The following is a 16,666-nucleotide window of genomic DNA, read 5'->3' as shown; positions in this document are numbered from 1 at the left end:
ATTGCCTGCGCGTTCGGCTAGGATCGTGCCATGACCCACGCACGCCCTTTCACAACCTGGCTTTCGCTCCCCGCTTTGCTCGTGCTCAGCGTGCCCGCATCGTCGGCTGCGGAGCTGAAACTTGCTGTGGTCGCCCCGACGGCCGGTAGCTTCGCCGTGCTCGGCGACCAGGTGCGCGAGGGCGCGGCGCTGGCCGCAGAAGGACTATCAATCAGCATTGTCGAGATCGACGAGCCCTGCGCGGAAGGCAGCGGCCAGGCGGTGGCCGAAGCGATCACGGCGGCAGGGGTGAAGGCAGCGGTCGGCTTTCTCTGCAGCGAAACCTTGAAGGAGGGCCTGCCCGTTCTGGCAGATGCCAACCTTCCCGCACTGACACTGTCGGTCCGCTGGAAAGGGCTGATGGAGGATGCGGTAAAGGCCGGCTGGCCGCTGTTCCGTCTCGCACCCAATGGCGATCAGGAATCCGGCAAGCTCTCTCAGGTCATCCTGCGTGATTGGCCAGGCGAACCGGTGGCTCTGCTGGAAGACGGCACGATCCGCGGCCGAGAACTGACCGAGGCGATCCGGATCACGCTCGAAGAACGCGGCCTGAAACCCGCCTTCATTGACACCTTCCGACCGGGTCAGGAGCAGCAGCTGACACTGGTCCGTCGGCTCAAGACGGCCGGCATCAGCCATGTCTTTGTCGGTGGCGATCGCAACGATGTCTCGATCATCGCCCGTGACGCCAAGGCTGAAGACCTGTCACTGACGCTTCTCGGCGGCGAAGCCATGCGGGCGGCAGATGAACCGGTTCCACTGGAAGATGGCGTGCTCGCGGTCGGTCTCGTGGAGACACCGCAGGGGCCATCGGCTCCGGCGCTGATCGGCGATTTCGAGGCGGCAGGGATAGCTCCAGAGGGCTATGTTCTGCCGGCCCATGCGGCCGTCACCATGCTCGCGGATTCCTGGGGCATCTCGTCCGCCATGGGCACACCCGTCACGGATGCACTGATCGGCACGACCTTCGAGACGGTGATCGGCCCGATCACCTTCGGTGAGGATCACGAGCTGACCGAGAACCCCTATCGCTTGCTGAAATGGCAGGACAACGCATTCGTGCCCGTGTCCGAACCATCGCAGTAACCGCGATCAGTCGCGGTAGGGCCAGAAGGCCTGGCTGAACACGCCGCCATCCACCCAGATCGTCTGGCCGGTCACAAAAGCCGATTGCGGACCGGCGAGGAAAAGGACCGGTCCTGCAATGTCTTCCGGCGTGCCGACACGACGCAGAGGCGTCACATCGCCCCAGGTCTTCGCATAATCGGGAGCCTCGGCCTGGGTGCGTGCCGTTTCGATCGCACCGGGTGCCACGCAATTGACGCGGATCTGATGCGGCCCGAGCTCGACGGCCGACACTTTGGTCAGCTGCTCGATGCCGCCCTTCGATGCAGTATAGTCGACCAGTTTCGGAAAGGCCTGCTTGTTGCAGCCGGAACCGAGATTGATGATCGACCCGCCCTTGCCCGCCTGGACCATGCGGCGCGCCACACGCTGGCTGTTGAGGAAGGTGCCCTTGAGATTGGTGCTGATGACGGCGTCCCAGCGCTCTTCGGAAAGCTCAAGCATCGAGGCCCAGGTCTGGATGCCGGCATTGTTGACGAGCACGTCCGGCACCTGTCCCGCCCAGGCGATCACCTCGTCCAGGAATGCTTCGATGTCAGCGCTGTTGGCCACCTCGCATTCCCGACCGATCGCGCGACCACCAAGCGCAGACACATCCTTCTCGACCTCCGCTGCGGCATCCGGCTGACCGAGATGGGTAAAGGCGACGTCATATCCTTCGCGCACAAAGGCCGACACCAGATGACGGCCGATGCCGGAGCTTCCGCCGGTGATGATTGCAAATTTGGCCACGACGTCCTCCCGGATGGCTATGCTTTTGCCGAGGGATGCAGCGCCGGGCAGCAATCGTCAAGGCCAGCCATGCCGATGACTGGCGTCTCATCCGAAGGCATGGTTGCCGCTCAAGGGCGCCGATGCTATGCGGACCGCCATCAACAGCTGGTGCCCGCGTCTCTCGTCCGCGACGGCATCGATCGATCCCTGGCCCGCGAGGAGCTTCCGATGACCCGCCCTCTCCTGATCTCGCCTTCCATTCTGGCTGCCGACTTCTCCCGCCTCGGAGAAGAAGTGCGCGACGTCGTCGACGCCGGCGCAGAATGGGTGCATCTCGACGTGATGGACGGCCATTTCGTCCCGAACATCTCCTTCGGCCCCGCGATCATCAAGGCGCTGCGCCCCTGGACCAAGGCCGTCTTCGACTGCCACCTGATGATCGCGCCGGCCGATCCCTATCTCGCCGCCTTCGCCGATGCCGGCTGCGACATCATCACGGTGCATGCGGAAGCCGGTCCGCACCTGCATCGCTCGCTGCAGACCATACGGGCGCTCGGCAAGAAGGCCGGCGTTTCGCTCAATCCGGCAACGCCGCTTTCGGTCCTCGAGCATGTGATGGATGATCTCGACCTGATCCTGATCATGAGCGTCAACCCGGGCTTCGGCGGCCAGAAGTACATTCCGGCGATGACGGACAAAATCGCCAAGGCGAAGGCCCTGATCGGCAACCGCCCGATCGACCTCGAGGTCGATGGCGGCGTCACCGCCGACAATGCCGCCGAAATCGCCAAGGCCGGCGCCAATGCGCTGGTTGCAGGCTCGGCAATCTTCAAGGGCAAGGGCGTTGACGACTACCGCAAGACGGTCGACAGTCTGCGCCAGGCAGCCGAGGGAGGTCGGGCTTGAAACTGCAGCTATCTGCAATCGCGCTCGCGCTTCTGACGGCCTCTGCGGCCTCAGCCGGAGACGTGGCGGAAATGCGTCCCCTGGGTTTCTCGCCTGACGGCAAGTTCTTCGCCTTCGAGCAGTTCGGCGAGCAGGATGGCTCCGGCTTCGCCTATGCCGAAATTCAGGTGATCGACACCGAAACGGACCAGTATGTTCCGGGCACGCCGGTCAGCGTTCTGATCAAGCGGGAGGAAGCCCCCATCGGTGAAGCACGACGGGAGAGCCTGAAACAGGCGAAGGCCATCCTCGATGAACGCAAAATCGGTGACGACCCCGGGCATCTGGTGGCCATGGCACCGATCGGCGAACTCGCTGGCAAAACCGATGAATTACGCTACCAGGCTTATCCGAGCTTCTATGTGTCGGAAGGAGTGTACCGCGTGAGCCTCGAACAATTCGAGGCCAAGGGCGAGGATCTCTGTGTCAACCTGAACGTCAATGTGCGCGGCTTTGCGCTCTCGATCGCCGATGATGCAAAACCCGAGGTGCGGCGCGAGGTCTACCGCGACAAATCCATTGCGAAGAGCCGCAATTGCCCGAGTGCTTACGCCGTCGGCGGTGTCGTTACCCCAGGCTACGGCTCGAACGGACCGCACATGATCATGGTCCAAGTGGCATCCCTTGGCTTCGAGGGCAACAATCTGCGCTGGCTGGCCGTCCCGGTGAAGCCCTGATGCCGCGCCGCCCGCTGCCGTCGGTGCAGTTGTGGATGGGCGGTTCGCTTGCCTGGGCTCTGGCCATGGCGGCAAGCTTTCAGCTTTCCGTCCATCTCTTCGGACGCGCGACAAGCAGTCATGACCTCGCCTTGACCCTGATCTACGCTGCCGGCGGTCTGATCGGCTGGCTCGTCGCCCTGCCCCTGATCCACGTGGTCGAAAAGCGCGGAGGGCCGCAGACCGTTCTGGCAGCCTGGCTTTTGCTGCTCGGCGTCGTCACGGTCGGTGCGATCTCCGGGATCTATGCCCTGCAATATCGAAGCTTCTATGCCCACTGGCACGCGCCATTCCCCTCGCGCATCTGGGTTTATCAGCAGATTTTCACCACGGCATCCGCCCTCTACCAGTTTGCCGTGCTCGGGCTGCGCCACCTGCTGCCGGCCGGGTTGGCCATGCTTCTGGTGCTCAGCATGGTGATGGCCCGCCGCAGCCGTTGAGCTTGCCGCCCCACTTTGCTAAGGGGGGCCAGCATTTTCCCATGTCCAACGAAAGACGAGCCCGATGATCCCGCGTTACTCCCGGCCGGAAATGGTCGCCATCTGGTCCCCCGAAACCAAGTTCCGCATCTGGTTCGAGATCGAGGCGTATGCCTGCGACGCGCTCGCTGACCTCGGCGTGATCCCACAGGAATCCGCACGCACCATCTGGGAAAAGGGTGGTCCGGCCGAATTCGACGTCGCCCGCATCGACGAGATCGAGGCCGTCACCAAGCACGACGTCATCGCCTTCCTGACGCATCTCGCCGAGTTCATTGGCCCGGATAGCCGCTTCGTGCACCAGGGCATGACCTCGTCGGACGTGCTCGACACGACCCTCAACATTCAGCTGGTCCGCGCCGCCGACATCCTGATCGCCGACATGGACCGTGTTCTGGCAGCCCTCAAGGCCCGCGCCTTCGAGCACAAGGACACGGTCCGCATCGGTCGCAGCCACGGCATCCATGCCGAGCCGACGACCATGGGCCTGACCTTCGCCCGCTTCTATGCCGAAATGGCCCGCAACCGTGACCGTCTGGTCAATGCCCGTGCGGAAGTCGCGACCGGCGCGATCTCCGGCGCCGTCGGCACCTTCGCCAATATCGACCCGCGCGTCGAAGAACATGTCTGCGCCAAGCTCGGCCTCGTGCCGGAGCCGATCTCGACCCAGGTCATCCCGCGCGACCGCCATGCGATGTTCTTCGCCACGCTTGGCGTCATCGCGTCCTCGATCGAGAACGTCGCGATCGAAATCCGCCACATGCAGCGCACGGAAGTACTCGAAGCCGAAGAGTTCTTCTCGCCGGGCCAGAAGGGCTCGTCCGCCATGCCGCACAAGCGCAACCCGGTTCTGACCGAGAACCTGACAGGCCTCGCCCGCCTCGTGCGCATGTCGGTCGTTCCGGCGATGGAGAACGTCGCCCTCTGGCACGAGCGTGACATCAGCCATTCGAGCGTCGAGCGCGCCATCGGCCCCGATACCACGATCACCCTTGATTTTGCGCTCAACCGTCTGGCCGGCGTCATCGAAAAGCTCGTGATATACCCCGAGAACATGTTGAAGAACATGAACAAGTTCAAGGGCCTGGTGATGAGCCAGCGCGTTCTGCTGGCGCTCACGCAAGCCGGCGTTTCGCGCGAGGACAGCTACCGGCTCGTCCAGCGCAACGCGATGAAGGTGTGGGAAAAAGGCGCCGACTTCCTCGAGGAACTTCTGGGTGATGAAGAGGTGCGCGCAGCGCTTTCGGAAGAAGACATTCGCGAAAAGTTCGACCTCGGCTACCATACCAAGCATGTCGACACGATCTTTGCCCGCGTCTTCGGCTGATACCCGGCGAACGGACATGGGACACAACGAGACGGGCGCGGAGACATTCGCGCCCGTTTTGATTGGGGAGGAGTGAAGCATGGCGCGCCTGTCACGCCTCTTTCTTTCGACAACCGCTATCCTTGCCATTTCGGGCATTTTGCTGCTGAGCGGCGACCGATACGACTGGATGCCGGGGCTTGATCCGACCATCGACCCCTCCGGGATCGAGACTGATGGCAGCCGCGCGCTGGTTCGCACGCTACTGCTTGCGGCCGCGCTGGCTGCATCTGCGATGATGGCCTTGATCACCAACGCGCGAACGAGAGGCGAGCGCCTGCTGCCTCTCGTCTTATCCTTGGCGGCGCTCGCCGCCTATGCCGTCGGCGGCGCATGAGGGTCGAGCATCAGACCACCAGCCGGCGATAGAAGTGCCAGGTCGCATGGCCAAGTACCGGCACGATGATCACGAGCCCGACCATCAGCGTCGCCATCCCGATCGCCAGCAGTCCAGCGACCATCAGGCCCCAGACGGCGACCGGCACCGGATTGGCAAGGCTTGCCCTGACCGACGTCGAAACCGCCGAGGCAGCGCCGCAATCGCGGTCCAGCAACATCGGAAAGGCGACGATGCTGATCACAAGCGCGATCAGCGCAAGAACAAAGCCGAAGCCATTGCTCCAGAACAGGAAGGCCAGGGCATTCGGATGGTCGAGAATGCCGCCCGCGAAGGCAAAGAGGCCCGGCGACGGATAGTCACCGATCAGCGAGAGATAGAGCCCGCGCGACACCACCAGCCAGACCATGAACAGCGTCAGCAGGTAGAGGCTCATCATCAGAAGCGCAGGCAATGATGGCGACTTGAAGAGGCTGAGCACGTCGGACCAGTTGGCAGGCTGGCCGAGTTCGCGGCGACGGCTGATTTCCATCAGCCCGAGCGCCAGAAGCGGGCCGACAAGCGCGAAGCCGGCCAGCAGCGGATAAACCATCGGCAGCAGTTCGACGCCTGAACTCCAACCGATCATGATTGCGCCGGCAATCGGATAAATCAGCGCCACGAAGGCATAGTGGGAAGGCTTTTCACGAAAATCCTCATAACCTTCACGCAGTGCTGCAAAGACATCGGACACGGCGATCTGCCGTACCGTAGGCCTGACAATCGTGCCGGTCGCACCGGTCATCACATGAAATGTCGACATTCTCACTTCCTCCTCGAGCAACAGGGTCTGTAAGCTGCAAAGTGAAATGCGTGGGCGGCGTCGGGGCCGGAGCGGTCGCGACAACGCGCCGTAAACAGGGACATCGCATACTTCAAGAAACATGCGACGCACTTTGTCCTGAGCTAATTAGTGTATCAGCTAACACTTGCCATGTCCTGCGCAACTTGCGCACGAAGCCGTGACAGCCCCGGCGGATCGGCAGTGCCGCTGCCGGGGCCGGACCGTCAACGGCAGGTATAGCGGCCCTCGCCGTCGGCGGCCGGATCGGCGCCCGCACGCGTCACGGAAGGATAGGGGCAATAAAGGAAGCGCGTGCCCTCGAGCGAAGCCGCTTCCGTATTGTCTTCCGTTATTCCTGCCGCCACGCCCGAAGGCGCCTTACCCTGCTCGACCCAGTCGACGAGCGGCGTGAAGAAATCGAAGTCGTTGAAGCTCGGACCACTCGCCCCATGCGGCATTCCCGGGATGCGGTAGAGCTTCACGAAATCCGACGCCTTGCCATCATGGTTGGCATCGAGCTTCTTGTACCAATTGACCGTATCGACGACCGAGAAAACCGGGTCGGAATTGCCGTGGAAGACGAGCATCTTGTGGCCCGCCTCCCGGAAGGCGTCGAGCCGGGGATTATCGGCACCGGGCGGCACCATGAAGTCCATGGCCAACTCGGTAAAGGTGCCATCGGTCGCCGCGATCCTCGCACCGTCGCGCGCAACGTCGAAGTCGCGCAGGAAAGCGATCAGCTCGTCCGGAGTGCCGCCCACTTCCGTCGGCGGTGTCGTGAAGACCTGGGCCAGGGAGGCTGCCCCCATCACCCCGATGATCGGCCTCTTGGCCCAGGGTTCGATCGGGCTCTCGAGCTTCCATGTACGCCAGTTGGACGAGGCGATCCCGGTATCGAAGATCCAACGGGTGTAGAGCGCCCTGCCCTCCACATCCTTGGGCCCGGCAACGGATGTCTTGAGCGCTTCGATCTGCTCCGGACGAAGGCAGCCTGTATCGGCCGCGCTCGCGCAGGCAAGGGTCTCGATCTTGAAAGTCGCTTCACAAGCGTCGGCATCAGCGACGATGCCGTCCGGAACACCGTCGAGACTGTCGCAGGCGGCCAGCACACCATCCGCCACGGTCTTGAGGTCATCGCGACTGAAAGCCTTCGCAATATCGGGATCGACGGTCGACCAGGCCTGGATGTCGAGCGCGTGCTGGATCGCCGCCTTCGGAAGGTTGAAACCGGGATAACCGACCAGCAATCCGTCGAAGACCTCGGGCATCCGCTCAGCCGCCATCATGCCGTGCCGGCCGCCATTGGAGCTGCCAATCCCATAGCGATAGGCGATCGGCTTGCCGTAATGCTTCTCGACGATCTGCTCGGCGATCGGCTGCAGGGTCGCGACGGCGCCGTAGCCATAATCACGGCGCGCCTGCGGATCAAAGCCGAAGGCCGCTCCGCCGGCCAGACCCCGGTCCGGATTGGCCTTGCCGTCATGACCGGCATCGCTCGAAACAACGGCGTAACCCCGCGCAAGCGCCGTGTCACTCTTGCGACCTCCGAGGAGAGGACCAAGCGCCGGAACGACAGCGCCGTCATTCCCGCCATTGAACTGGTGAACGAAACGCTCGTTCCATTCGACCGGCAGCCGCAACTCGAAGCGGATCGCATAGGCCTTGCCATCGATCCCCTGCCTGTCGGGCGTCTTGCCCCTGATCAGGCAATGGGCGACGGAAACCTCCTCACTCGGAAGCGTTTCGACAGCCTCGGTGATTGTTACGTCGGCGGGCGTGTTCTCTGTTTTGGCGAGGTCGGCGCAAGTGATAGCAGCGCGCGCGGCAGACGGATCAAGGCCGAGCAGCAGCAGTGCCGCCGCCGTCAAATGGACGTGCTTCATGAAATTCCTCCCGATAACAGCCCCGATCGATCTCCTCCCGATCCGGGCAAGATCTGATCGTAACACCGCCCACAAGATCGAACTAGTATGTGTTGCGTATTATTTTTATCGAGCCTTCGAGGAGGCATAATCTTGACGAGGACCATGCGGGACAGCAGATAGGGGCCATGAAAGTTTCAGACGCAGAAATCCTGATCGTTCCCGGCTACACCAATTCCGGCCCCGACCACTGGCAAACCCGGTGGGAGGGCAAGCTATCGACGGCGCGGCGCGTGGAACAGGCGGAATGGTCAAAGCCCGTGCGCGAAGACTGGGTCGCCCGCGTGGCCGAAGAGGTCAACGCGGCCACCAAGCCGGTCGTACTCGTCGGGCATTCGCTTGGCGTGCCCGCGATCGTGCATGCGATCCCGGAGATGAAGAACAAGGTCGCCGGCGCCTTTCTCGTCGCCGCGCCCGACGTTTCCAATCCCGAGATCCGGCCCAAGCACCTGATGACTTTCGGGCCCTATCCGCGCCTGACCCTGCCCTTTCCATCGCTCTTGATCGCGAGCCGGAATGATCCCTTCGGCGAATATGCCCATGCAGAGGATATCGCCAATGCCTGGGGCTCGTTCCTGATCGATGCAGGCGAATCGGGTCACATAAACGCCGAATCCGGGCACGGACCATGGCCGGAAGGCACGATGGTCTTCGCGCAGTTCATCGGCCGCCTGCAGGCCTGAGTTCGAGAGCAAGCGTCCAATCCGAAGAGATGCAAACGTTGGGTTAATCCTGGCATCTTCAGGACCAGTTTAAGCCCTTCTTAAGCGGGTACTCATAAACTCCTTGCAATCATGTGAAGCGAGGAGCCTGATTTTGCGCCCACACGCGGCCTCTCCCTCTACTCCCGGCGCGGATGGTATCGACATCGCCTGCCTTCCCTTCCCGGCGGCCTGGCTCGATCCCGACGGCATAATCCGGACGATGAACAAGGCTCTGGGCGCGGCCCTCGGGGAGGCCGTTGCGCCCGGCGACAATCTCGCCAGACACCTGCAGGGCGCCGACGCCGCCAAATTGCTGCTGGCCCTTGGCCGGCGGATGGACGGGGCTCCGTCGACACTGGAAATTTCGACGCCGGGCGGCGACGCCCGACATTTCATCGTCACGCTGGCAAGCCAAGCCTCAGCAGACTCCAGGGTCGGTTCCGTGCTGCTCCAGATGACGGACGTGACAGCCCTTCGCCGACAGTTGCATGAGGTGCAAGAGCGCGAAAGCCGCTGGAACCACGCGCTGGTCGGCTCGATCTTGGGTGTCTGGGATCAACGCAGTTCGGGCGAACTCTATTACTCCGACGTCTGGCGCAAGATCCGGGGACTGGGACCGCACGACACTTTCCCGCCAACGATGGAGGAATGGCTGGAACTCGTGCATCCTCAGGATCGTGAGCGCGTCGTGCATTGCATCGAACGGCAAAACGCGGGCGACCCGGATTACAGCGTCTTCCAGTACCGGGAACTCCATCGGGACGGTCACTATGTCTGGATCGAGTGCCGTGGCGCCTGCGTAGAGCGCGACGAAAACGACAAGCCCGCCCGCATCATCGGCACCGACACCGATATCAGCGCCCGCAAGCAGCAGGAAGAATGGCTGGAGGGGCTCTCCCGCCGCCTGAAGCTCGCAATCGACATCTCGGGTATCGGCATCTTCGAAACGGATTTCGACGCCGGCACCAGCGAATGGGACGAAGGGATGCGCCGCATCTTCGAGGTCGAAAACGATTGCGAAGTCCAGATCGGCGGTTTCTGGGAGAGCAAGCTTCATCCGGAAGACCGTGCCCGGACGCTGGCTTACGTCGCGACAAAGATTGCCGAACTGAAACCGTTCACTGACAATTACCGGATCATCGCCCGGGACAGCAGCACACGCTATATCCGCTCAAACAGCCTCCCCTTCGTGGACCACGACGGCCGGCTGAAGATGATCGGCGTGAACTGGGACGTGACCGAGGATCAGCGCCTCAGACAGGAACTAGAGCAGCAGAAGATGCTCGCCGAAGCACGCAATGCGGAGCTTGAGCGGACAAGACTGGAGGCCGAGCAGTCGGCCCTGCACGACTACCTCACGGGATTGCCGAACCGGCGCTACCTCGAGGAAAAGCTCGAAGAATGGCGCGCCGGCAAGGGCACGCTCGGATCAGGCATCGCGATCCTGCACATCGACCTCGACCGCTTCAAGCAGATCAACGACACGCTCGGTCACGGCGCCGGCGACGCCATGCTGATGCTGGCGGCCCGCATCCTGCGCGAAAACATCCGGATCACCGACTTTGCCGCGCGAATCGGGGGAGACGAGTTCGTCGTTCTCCTTGACCACGACGGCGCAACACCCACTCTCATCGCCATCGCCAACCGCATCATAGCCCAGATGCGGCAACCGGCCTGGTACAATGGCCACGAATGCCGATTTGGCGCAAGCATCGGTATCGCGCATACCCTGACCCGCGACATCGACCCGAAGCAATTGCTGCAGAATGCAGATATTGCGCTCTACAAGGCAAAAAATCTCGGTCGCAACCGCTACGAATTCTATGTCCAGGCAAGCCGAACCTTGATCGCCGATACCAACCGTCTCTCCAGCGAACTGCTGCGGGCGCTGGAGAACGATGAGATTTTCCCCCACTACCAGCTGCAGTTCGACGCACGCACGCGGGCCGTTGCCGGGGCGGAGTGCCTCGCACGCTGGCGCCACCCAACCCGTGGCATCCTCGGCCCCGACAAGTTCCTTCCGATTGCTGAAGAGTATGGCATCCTCGCCCAGATCGACGGCCTGATCCTTGAAAAGGCGCTTCGCGACCTGGACGCCTGGCGCCAGGAGGGCATCGCTCCACCGAAGATCTCCGTGAACGTCTCCGCCCGCCGGCTGACGGACCCCGACCTGGCACGTGGCCTCGCCGATCTCGACATCAAGCCGGGCACGGTGTCGTTCGAACTTCTGGAAAGCGTCTTCCTCGACCGTCAGGACTCCGCTGTCATGAGCAACCTCGACATGCTGCGGCGCCTGGCGATAGACATCGAGATCGACGATTTCGGCACCGGACATGCATCGATCGTCGGGCTTTTGAACCTCAAACCGACCACACTGAAGATCGATCGACAATTGATCGAGGACGTGCCCGACAGCCAGGAGCAGCGCATCCTGGTCAAGTCGATCATCCAGATCGCGCGCTCACTCGGCATCAAGGTGACGGCAGAAGGGGTGGAGACCGAGGAGCATGCCCGCATCCTCGCCCGGCTCGGCTGCGATATCCTGCAGGGCTACGGCCTTGCCTGGCCGGCCAGCTTCAGTGATGTCTCCGAACGGCTCAGAAACAGAAAATCCGCCCAAGGCTGAGCCCGGGCGGATTGTCGTTGCAGTCGCGGATCGTTTGATCAGCTGTTCTGGATCTGGTCGATGGCCTGACCGAGGAACTCGACCATTTTCGTGCGCAGCTCTTCGTCGGTGATCGACACGCCACCGGCAGTCAGATCACCCATGACCTTGCGGATCACGTCCTCGTCGCCAGCCTCTTCGAAATCGGCAGCGATGACTTCCTTCGCATAGGCGTCCGGATCGGCCTTGCCGAGCAGGCCGGCGGCCCACAGACCCACCAGCTTGTTACGGCGGGCTTCTGCCTTGAAGCGAAGCTCCTGGTCGTGTGCAAACTTGTTTTCGAAGGCCTTTTCGCGATCACTGATGCCGCTCATATCGATCTCCCATTTTGTGCCGCCATCGTGCGGTTTCGTTTCCCCATTAATCAAAAGGGAGTACAAAGTGCAATGCAAACTTCCGCAGAGTCCGGATGAGTCGTTGGCAGCGCGACGTTTTGGCAGGAAGGGGTGATCTGCGCATTGTGAAAACCGAGGTTTTCCGTTAAGGGACCGCTTCAAAGACCGATCCACTGCATCCGCGCCAGGCGCGCCGGGATGCCAACAATAGAGAAAACCACCCATGAACCGTCGCCGCCGCGTTTACGAGGGCAAGGCAAAGATCCTCTATGAAGGTCCCGAGCCCGGCACGCTGATCCAGTTCTTCAAGGACGATGCAACGGCATTCAACAAGAAGAAGCATGAAGTCATCGACGGGAAAGGCGTTCTAAACAACCGCATCTCCGAATACGTCTTCACGCATTTGAACAAGATTGGCATCCCGACCCATTTCATCCGCCGCATGAACATGCGCGAGCAGCTGATCAAGGAAGTCGAGATCATCCCGCTCGAGATCGTTGTGCGCAATGTCGCCGCCGGCTCGCTCTCAACCCGCCTCGGCATCGAGGAAGGCATCGTGCTGCCGCGCTCGATCATCGAGTTCTATTACAAGTCGGACGCGCTCGGTGACCCCATGGTCTCCGAAGAGCACATCACGGCATTTGGCTGGGCGAACCCTGCAGAGCTCGACGACATCATGGCGCTCGCCATCCGCGTCAACGACTTCCTCTCAGGCCTCTTCCTCGGCATCGGCATCCAGCTCGTCGACTTCAAGATCGAATGCGGCCGCCTCTATGAAGGCGATATGATGCGCATCATCCTGGCGGACGAGATCTCGCCGGACAGCTGCCGTCTGTGGGACATCGAGACCCGCGAGAAGCTCGACAAGGACCGCTTCCGCCAGGATCTGGGTGGGCTGCTTGAAGCCTATCAGGAAGTCGCCCGTCGTCTCGGCATCATGAATGAAAACGAACCGGTGCGCGGCACTGGCCCGGTTCTCGTCAAGTAAGCTTTGGAGAAGAGATCAGTGATCAAGGCACGCGTCACCGTAACCCTGAAAAACGGCGTACTTGACCCTCAGGGCAAGGCCATCGAAGGCGCGCTCGGCGCGCTCGGCTTTGACGGCGTTGGCCAGATCCGCCAGGGCAAGGTCTTCGATCTCGAGCTTGCAGGCGAAGACAAGGCCAAGGCTGAAAGCGACCTGAAGGCGATGTGCGAGAAGCTCCTCGCCAACACGGTCATCGAGAACTATACTATCTCCATCGCCTGAGGGTTGTAGGAGATGCGCGATGGCTGAAGTCACCAGCGAATTGATGTTCGAGCTTCTGAAGAAGCTCCATCAGAGATTTGACAAGGTGGACTTTGCCATCAGCGAGTTGCGCGCGGATAATCAGACAATGCGCGCGCAACTGCATGCGCTGCAGGGCGACGTCAACAACCTGCGCGCAACCGTCGGACACTTCGAAAGCCGGTTAGACCGGATCGACAATCGTCTGGAACTGCGCGAGTTCCAGGAAGCCCAAGCAAGGTTCGAGCCACAGCCATGAAATCAGCCGTCGTCCAGCTCCCAGGCCTCAACCGTGACCGCGACATGATCGCGGCCCTCACCAAGATCTCCGGCCAAGCGCCGGTGACGATCTGGCAGACCGAGACCGAGATCCCGGATGTCGACCTGATCGTGATCCCCGGCGGCTTCTCCTACGGCGACTATCTGCGCTGCGGCGCGATCGCCGCCCGAATGCCTGTCATGCAGGCGATCAAGGAAAAGGCAGAACAGGGCGTCAAGGTCATCGGCGTCTGCAACGGCTTCCAGATCCTCGTCGAAGCAGGCATGCTGCCGGGCGCACTGATGCGCAACACCTCGCTGAAGTTCGTCTGCAAGGAAATCAAGCTCGAGGTCGTCAACGCCGATACCGACTTTACCCGCGCCTATGCCAAGGGCCAGATCATTCGCTGCCCGGTCGCACACCACGACGGCAACTATATCGCAGACGCAGAGACGCTGAAGACAATCGAGGGCAATGGCCAGGTCGTCTTCCGCTATGCCGACGGCACCAATCCGAACGGCTCGATGAACGACATTGCCGGCGTGATCAACGCGAAGGGCAACGTGCTCGGCATGATGCCGCATCCGGAAAACCTGATCGAAGCTGCCCACGGCGGCAACGATGGCCGCGGCATCTTCGCCTCGGCGCTGGACGTCATCGCGGCCTGAAGTAAGCTTCGCTTAACCACGGACGTTTAAGGGAAGGCGGCCATCAGCCGAAAGATCGCCCATGCGCCGCCTCGCCTTCTCCGCCATTCTCGTTGCAGCAGCCGGCCTTTCCGCCTGCAAGCCGGAGGCACCGCGCCCGCCGGCAGCCGGTCAATCGGCACTCGACATCATGGAAAAAGTCGCTGTCGCTGCGAACCGCTGCTGGTTCAAGTCCGGAGACGCCGCGTTCAAGACCTACCAGCTTTCCCCTGAACTCAGCTCTTTCTCCGGTCGTCCACGGATCCTCCTGGTGCGCAAGGGATCACGCGACGACCGCCCCGTGCTGGTGGTTCAGGCGGAAGGAAAGCCCCCTCGCCTTGACGCATTCGGCCCACTCCTGAACGAGGATGTCGCGCCGCGGATTCGCCAGGACGTCGTTCGATGGGCCAACGGCAGGAATGACTGCTGATCACATGGGCGGCTGAAAACACCGATCGATCAAAAGCAGCCGCGACTTCCTGATTTCCCGCTCGGCCATATCAGGCGACAGTCCGACATCGCGCAATTGCTCTTCCGTCAATTGCGAAAGCTGCACACGCGTCTTCCGCACCCGCCACCACAGCTTGAGCATTCTGGCAAGACTGCTCAATGGCGACGACGCCTCGTTGCGGATCGGCAAAGCGATCTTTTGACGGGAGTCGCTCGACGGCATTGTATCTATTGTCACCATGGCGGCAAATCCTGGTTTTTCTCTTCTAGGAATTCTCTATGAATTGACTGGAAGAGGGTGACAATCTATAGAATTGTCCTCATGACAAATTGGCTCCCCTCACTCGATACCGGCACTGGTCCGCTTTACATACGCATTGCGGATGATGCGGAAAGCGCCATAAAATCAGGCACCCTCCCCCATGGAGCGAAGCTGCCGCCGCAGCGCGATCTCGCCTATGATGTTGGGGTGACAATAGGGACAATCTCGCGCGCCTACGCTTTGCTTCGAGAGCGCGGACTGGTGACCGGCGAGGTTGGCCGCGGCACCTATGTCCAGGCGAGCAGCGGCGGCAACGAGCTTTCGGCCCGCGACCCGGTGACGATCAATTATGGGGGCACCCGGGCGATGGTTCCGCCGCCGGGCAAACTGCGCTTCGACACCACGGCGGCGATAGACGTCGGTCAGGCCGAGACGGTCGGCCGGATCATGGCGGAGATCGCCACGGCCCATCCGGGCGAGATTTCGAGCTATACCCGCACACTCTCTCCCGATTGGCTGGAGGCGGGTCGGCAATGGCTCGCTTCGGGTAGCTGGCAGCCGGAGGCCGAGCAGGTCCTGCCGCAGCTTGGCGTGCATGCCGGCATCAACGCCGTTGTCGCCGCAGTCAGCGGCGCCGGTGACCGGATCGTTTGCGAGCACCTCACCTATTCGCAGGTGTCGCGCAGCGCCAACCTCATGGGCCGCCAGATCGCGCTGGTCGATTCGGATCAGGACGGCATTCTTCCCGGGGATTTCGAACGCGTCTGCGCCCGCGAACACCCCAAGGCAGCCTTCATCATGTCGTCGGGCCAGAACCCGACGCTCGCCTGCCTGCCGCTCTCCCGCCGTAAGGACATCGTCGACATCGCCCGCAAGTACAATGTCTGGCTGATCGAGGATTATCTCTATGGTGGCATGATCGCAGACGAGATCCCGCTTTTGGCGGAACTGGCACCGGACCGGACATTCCTGCTCAACGGCTTGTCGAAATGCGTGGCGGCCGGCGTGCGCGGCGGCTGGGTGGCCTGTCCGCCGCATATGAGCCAGCGCGTGCGCGTGACCCAGAAGATGGTAAGCGGCGGTCTGCCTTTTCTGCTCGCCGAACTCTCGGCCCGGCTGGTGCTGTCGGGTGCCGCCGCCGAAATACGCGGCAAGGTGCTCGCCGAGATCGGCGAACGGGAGACAGTGGTCCGCGAGCTTTTTGCCGGCAAGGATTTCCGCTCCCATCCGCGCCTGCCCTTCTTCTGGCTGAAGCTTCCCGAACCCTGGATGTCCGGCACATTCAAGCAGGCCGTGCTCGATGCCGATGTTCTGATCGACGATGAGGACGAGTTCAAGCCAGCCCGCTCTTCGCGGGTCTATCACCATGTCCGCGTTGGCTTCAGCGAGGGCCGGGATCGCACCATATCGATCGAAGGCCTCAAGACGGTCCGCCGCATCCTCGACCAGTCGCCGCTTGGCACCAGCGCCATCGTCTGATCCATCGGGAAAGCTCCAGACGTAAGGCGCCGAAACCGGCAGGAAAGGCTTGATTGCGCGCATTTTTCAAGTGCGCCGGGCGCAGGCTTGGGT

General features: G+C 62.0%; 19 protein-coding genes. 14 read left to right on the top strand and 5 right to left on the bottom strand.

Annotation, left to right across the window (positions count from 1 at the left end):
• Positions 1-30: 30 nt before the first annotated feature.
• The gene (locus SJY08_RS06660) at positions 31-1,125 is read left to right on the top strand and encodes a branched-chain amino acid ABC transporter substrate-binding protein (protein WP_377275092.1); all 1,095 of its coding nucleotides are present in this window, start codon (positions 31-33) and stop codon (positions 1,123-1,125) included.
• A 6-nt stretch (positions 1,126-1,131) separates the two neighbouring features.
• Here SJY08_RS06660 and SJY08_RS06655 read toward each other — a convergent pair whose 3' ends face one another.
• Complete coding sequence (locus SJY08_RS06655) at positions 1,132-1,896, bottom strand: SDR family NAD(P)-dependent oxidoreductase (protein WP_377275091.1); 765 nt, start codon at positions 1,894-1,896, stop codon at positions 1,132-1,134.
• Positions 1,897-2,106: 210 nt separating this feature from the next.
• Here SJY08_RS06655 and rpe point away from each other — a divergent pair, with 210 nt between their 5' ends.
• The 5 genes from rpe to SJY08_RS06630 all read left to right on the top strand — a co-directional run bounded on the left by rpe (position 2,107) and on the right by SJY08_RS06630 (position 5,721).
• Entirely contained in the window at positions 2,107-2,784 is a 678-nt protein-coding gene (gene rpe / locus SJY08_RS06650) for a ribulose-phosphate 3-epimerase (protein WP_377275090.1), read from the top strand.
• Entirely contained in the window at positions 2,781-3,500 is a 720-nt protein-coding gene (locus SJY08_RS06645; RefSeq protein ID WP_377275089.1) for a DUF2259 domain-containing protein, read from the top strand. The genes rpe and SJY08_RS06645 overlap by 4 nt, the downstream gene beginning before the upstream one ends.
• Positions 3,500-3,979: a hypothetical protein gene (locus tag SJY08_RS06640; protein ID WP_377275088.1), complete on the top strand. Its 480-nt coding sequence runs from the start codon at positions 3,500-3,502 to the stop codon at positions 3,977-3,979. The genes SJY08_RS06645 and SJY08_RS06640 overlap by 1 nt, the downstream gene beginning before the upstream one ends.
• A 64-nt stretch (positions 3,980-4,043) precedes the next feature.
• The gene (gene purB, locus SJY08_RS06635; protein WP_377275087.1) at positions 4,044-5,345 is read left to right on the top strand and encodes an adenylosuccinate lyase; all 1,302 of its coding nucleotides are present in this window, start codon (positions 4,044-4,046) and stop codon (positions 5,343-5,345) included.
• A 79-nt stretch (positions 5,346-5,424) separates the two neighbouring features.
• Positions 5,425-5,721: a hypothetical protein gene (locus SJY08_RS06630; protein WP_377275086.1), complete on the top strand. Its 297-nt coding sequence runs from the start codon at positions 5,425-5,427 to the stop codon at positions 5,719-5,721.
• 10 nt (positions 5,722-5,731) lie between these two features.
• Here the strand turns inward: SJY08_RS06630 and SJY08_RS06625 are convergent, their stop codons facing one another.
• On the bottom strand, positions 5,732-6,523 hold the full coding sequence (locus tag SJY08_RS06625; protein ID WP_054149740.1) for a DUF2189 domain-containing protein: 792 nt from the start codon (positions 6,521-6,523) through the stop codon (positions 5,732-5,734).
• Positions 6,524-6,768: 245 nt separating this feature from the next.
• Positions 6,769-8,427, bottom strand: coding sequence for a tannase/feruloyl esterase family alpha/beta hydrolase (locus SJY08_RS06620; RefSeq protein ID WP_377275085.1), 1,659 nt, complete (start codon positions 8,425-8,427; stop codon positions 6,769-6,771).
• A gap of 167 nt (positions 8,428-8,594) precedes the next feature.
• On the opposite strand from SJY08_RS06620, the gene SJY08_RS06615 reads away from it, so the two are divergent.
• A complete protein-coding gene (locus SJY08_RS06615) occupies positions 8,595-9,149 on the top strand; it encodes an alpha/beta hydrolase (protein ID WP_054149742.1) in 555 nt (184 codons plus the stop codon).
• Between the two features lie 133 nt (positions 9,150-9,282).
• Positions 9,283-11,796, top strand: a complete 2,514-nt coding sequence (locus tag SJY08_RS06610) for an EAL domain-containing protein (protein WP_377275084.1) — start codon at positions 9,283-9,285, stop codon at positions 11,794-11,796.
• Positions 11,797-11,834: 38 nt separating this feature from the next.
• Here the strand turns inward: SJY08_RS06610 and SJY08_RS06605 are convergent, their stop codons facing one another.
• On the bottom strand, positions 11,835-12,149 hold the full coding sequence (locus SJY08_RS06605) for a DUF1476 domain-containing protein (protein ID WP_377275083.1): 315 nt from the start codon (positions 12,147-12,149) through the stop codon (positions 11,835-11,837).
• Positions 12,150-12,393: 244 nt separating this feature from the next.
• On the opposite strand from SJY08_RS06605, the gene purC reads away from it, so the two are divergent.
• The 5 genes from purC to SJY08_RS06580 all read left to right on the top strand — a co-directional run bounded on the left by purC (position 12,394) and on the right by SJY08_RS06580 (position 14,812).
• Positions 12,394-13,158 (top strand): phosphoribosylaminoimidazolesuccinocarboxamide synthase, encoded by a 765-nt coding sequence (purC, locus tag SJY08_RS06600; protein WP_054149745.1) that lies wholly within the window; start codon positions 12,394-12,396, stop codon positions 13,156-13,158.
• Between the two features lie 18 nt (positions 13,159-13,176).
• On the top strand, positions 13,177-13,419 hold the full coding sequence (purS, locus tag SJY08_RS06595) for a phosphoribosylformylglycinamidine synthase subunit PurS (RefSeq protein WP_069041250.1): 243 nt from the start codon (positions 13,177-13,179) through the stop codon (positions 13,417-13,419).
• Positions 13,420-13,438: 19 nt separating this feature from the next.
• Positions 13,439-13,696: a hypothetical protein gene (locus SJY08_RS06590; RefSeq protein WP_377275082.1), complete on the top strand. Its 258-nt coding sequence runs from the start codon at positions 13,439-13,441 to the stop codon at positions 13,694-13,696.
• Positions 13,693-14,364 carry a phosphoribosylformylglycinamidine synthase subunit PurQ gene (gene purQ, locus SJY08_RS06585; RefSeq protein WP_377275081.1) on the top strand — a complete coding sequence of 224 codons (672 nt, stop codon included), beginning with the start codon at positions 13,693-13,695 and terminating at the stop codon, positions 14,362-14,364. Before SJY08_RS06590 ends, purQ begins: the two co-directional genes overlap by 4 nt.
• Before the next feature lie 61 nt (positions 14,365-14,425).
• Positions 14,426-14,812: a hypothetical protein gene (locus SJY08_RS06580; RefSeq protein WP_054149749.1), complete on the top strand. Its 387-nt coding sequence runs from the start codon at positions 14,426-14,428 to the stop codon at positions 14,810-14,812.
• Here the strand turns inward: SJY08_RS06580 and SJY08_RS06575 are convergent, their stop codons facing one another.
• Positions 14,813-15,022 carry a DUF1127 domain-containing protein gene (locus SJY08_RS06575; protein ID WP_210251772.1) on the bottom strand — a complete coding sequence of 70 codons (210 nt, stop codon included), beginning with the start codon at positions 15,020-15,022 and terminating at the stop codon, positions 14,813-14,815.
• Positions 15,023-15,154: 132 nt separating this feature from the next.
• Here SJY08_RS06575 and SJY08_RS06570 point away from each other — a divergent pair, with 132 nt between their 5' ends.
• Complete coding sequence (locus SJY08_RS06570) at positions 15,155-16,573, top strand: PLP-dependent aminotransferase family protein (protein WP_377275080.1); 1,419 nt, start codon at positions 15,155-15,157, stop codon at positions 16,571-16,573.
• Positions 16,574-16,666 lie beyond the last annotated feature (93 nt).

The sequence above is a fragment of the Rhizobium sp. R86522 genome, from assembly GCF_042466255.1.
In the GTDB taxonomy this organism is placed as follows: domain Bacteria; phylum Pseudomonadota; class Alphaproteobacteria; order Rhizobiales; family Rhizobiaceae; genus Allorhizobium.
This window is presented reverse-complemented; position numbering and strand designations above follow the sequence as displayed.

Bases quoted from the DNA above. Each gene is read 5' to 3' on its own strand.
- SJY08_RS06660 (WP_377275092.1), top strand. From the start codon at position 31: ATGACCCACGCACGCCCTTTCACAACCTGGCTTTCGCTCCCCGCTTTG.
- rpe (WP_377275090.1), top strand. From the start codon at position 2,107: ATGACCCGCCCTCTCCTGATCTCGCCTTCCATTCTGGCTGCCGACTTC.
- SJY08_RS06640 (WP_377275088.1), top strand. From the start codon at position 3,500: ATGCCGCGCCGCCCGCTGCCGTCGGTGCAGTTGTGGATGGGCGGTTCG.
- purB (WP_377275087.1), top strand. From the start codon at position 4,044: ATGATCCCGCGTTACTCCCGGCCGGAAATGGTCGCCATCTGGTCCCCC.
- SJY08_RS06630 (WP_377275086.1), top strand. From the start codon at position 5,425: ATGGCGCGCCTGTCACGCCTCTTTCTTTCGACAACCGCTATCCTTGCC.
- SJY08_RS06625 (WP_054149740.1), bottom strand. From the start codon at position 6,523: ATGTCGACATTTCATGTGATGACCGGTGCGACCGGCACGATTGTCAGG.
- SJY08_RS06620 (WP_377275085.1), bottom strand. From the start codon at position 8,427: ATGAAGCACGTCCATTTGACGGCGGCGGCACTGCTGCTGCTCGGCCTT.
- SJY08_RS06615 (WP_054149742.1), top strand. From the start codon at position 8,595: ATGAAAGTTTCAGACGCAGAAATCCTGATCGTTCCCGGCTACACCAAT.
- SJY08_RS06605 (WP_377275083.1), bottom strand. From the start codon at position 12,149: ATGAGCGGCATCAGTGATCGCGAAAAGGCCTTCGAAAACAAGTTTGCA.
- purC (WP_054149745.1), top strand. From the start codon at position 12,394: ATGAACCGTCGCCGCCGCGTTTACGAGGGCAAGGCAAAGATCCTCTAT.
- SJY08_RS06590 (WP_377275082.1), top strand. From the start codon at position 13,439: ATGGCTGAAGTCACCAGCGAATTGATGTTCGAGCTTCTGAAGAAGCTC.
- purQ (WP_377275081.1), top strand. From the start codon at position 13,693: ATGAAATCAGCCGTCGTCCAGCTCCCAGGCCTCAACCGTGACCGCGAC.
- SJY08_RS06580 (WP_054149749.1), top strand. From the start codon at position 14,426: ATGCGCCGCCTCGCCTTCTCCGCCATTCTCGTTGCAGCAGCCGGCCTT.
- SJY08_RS06570 (WP_377275080.1), top strand. From the start codon at position 15,155: ATGACAAATTGGCTCCCCTCACTCGATACCGGCACTGGTCCGCTTTAC.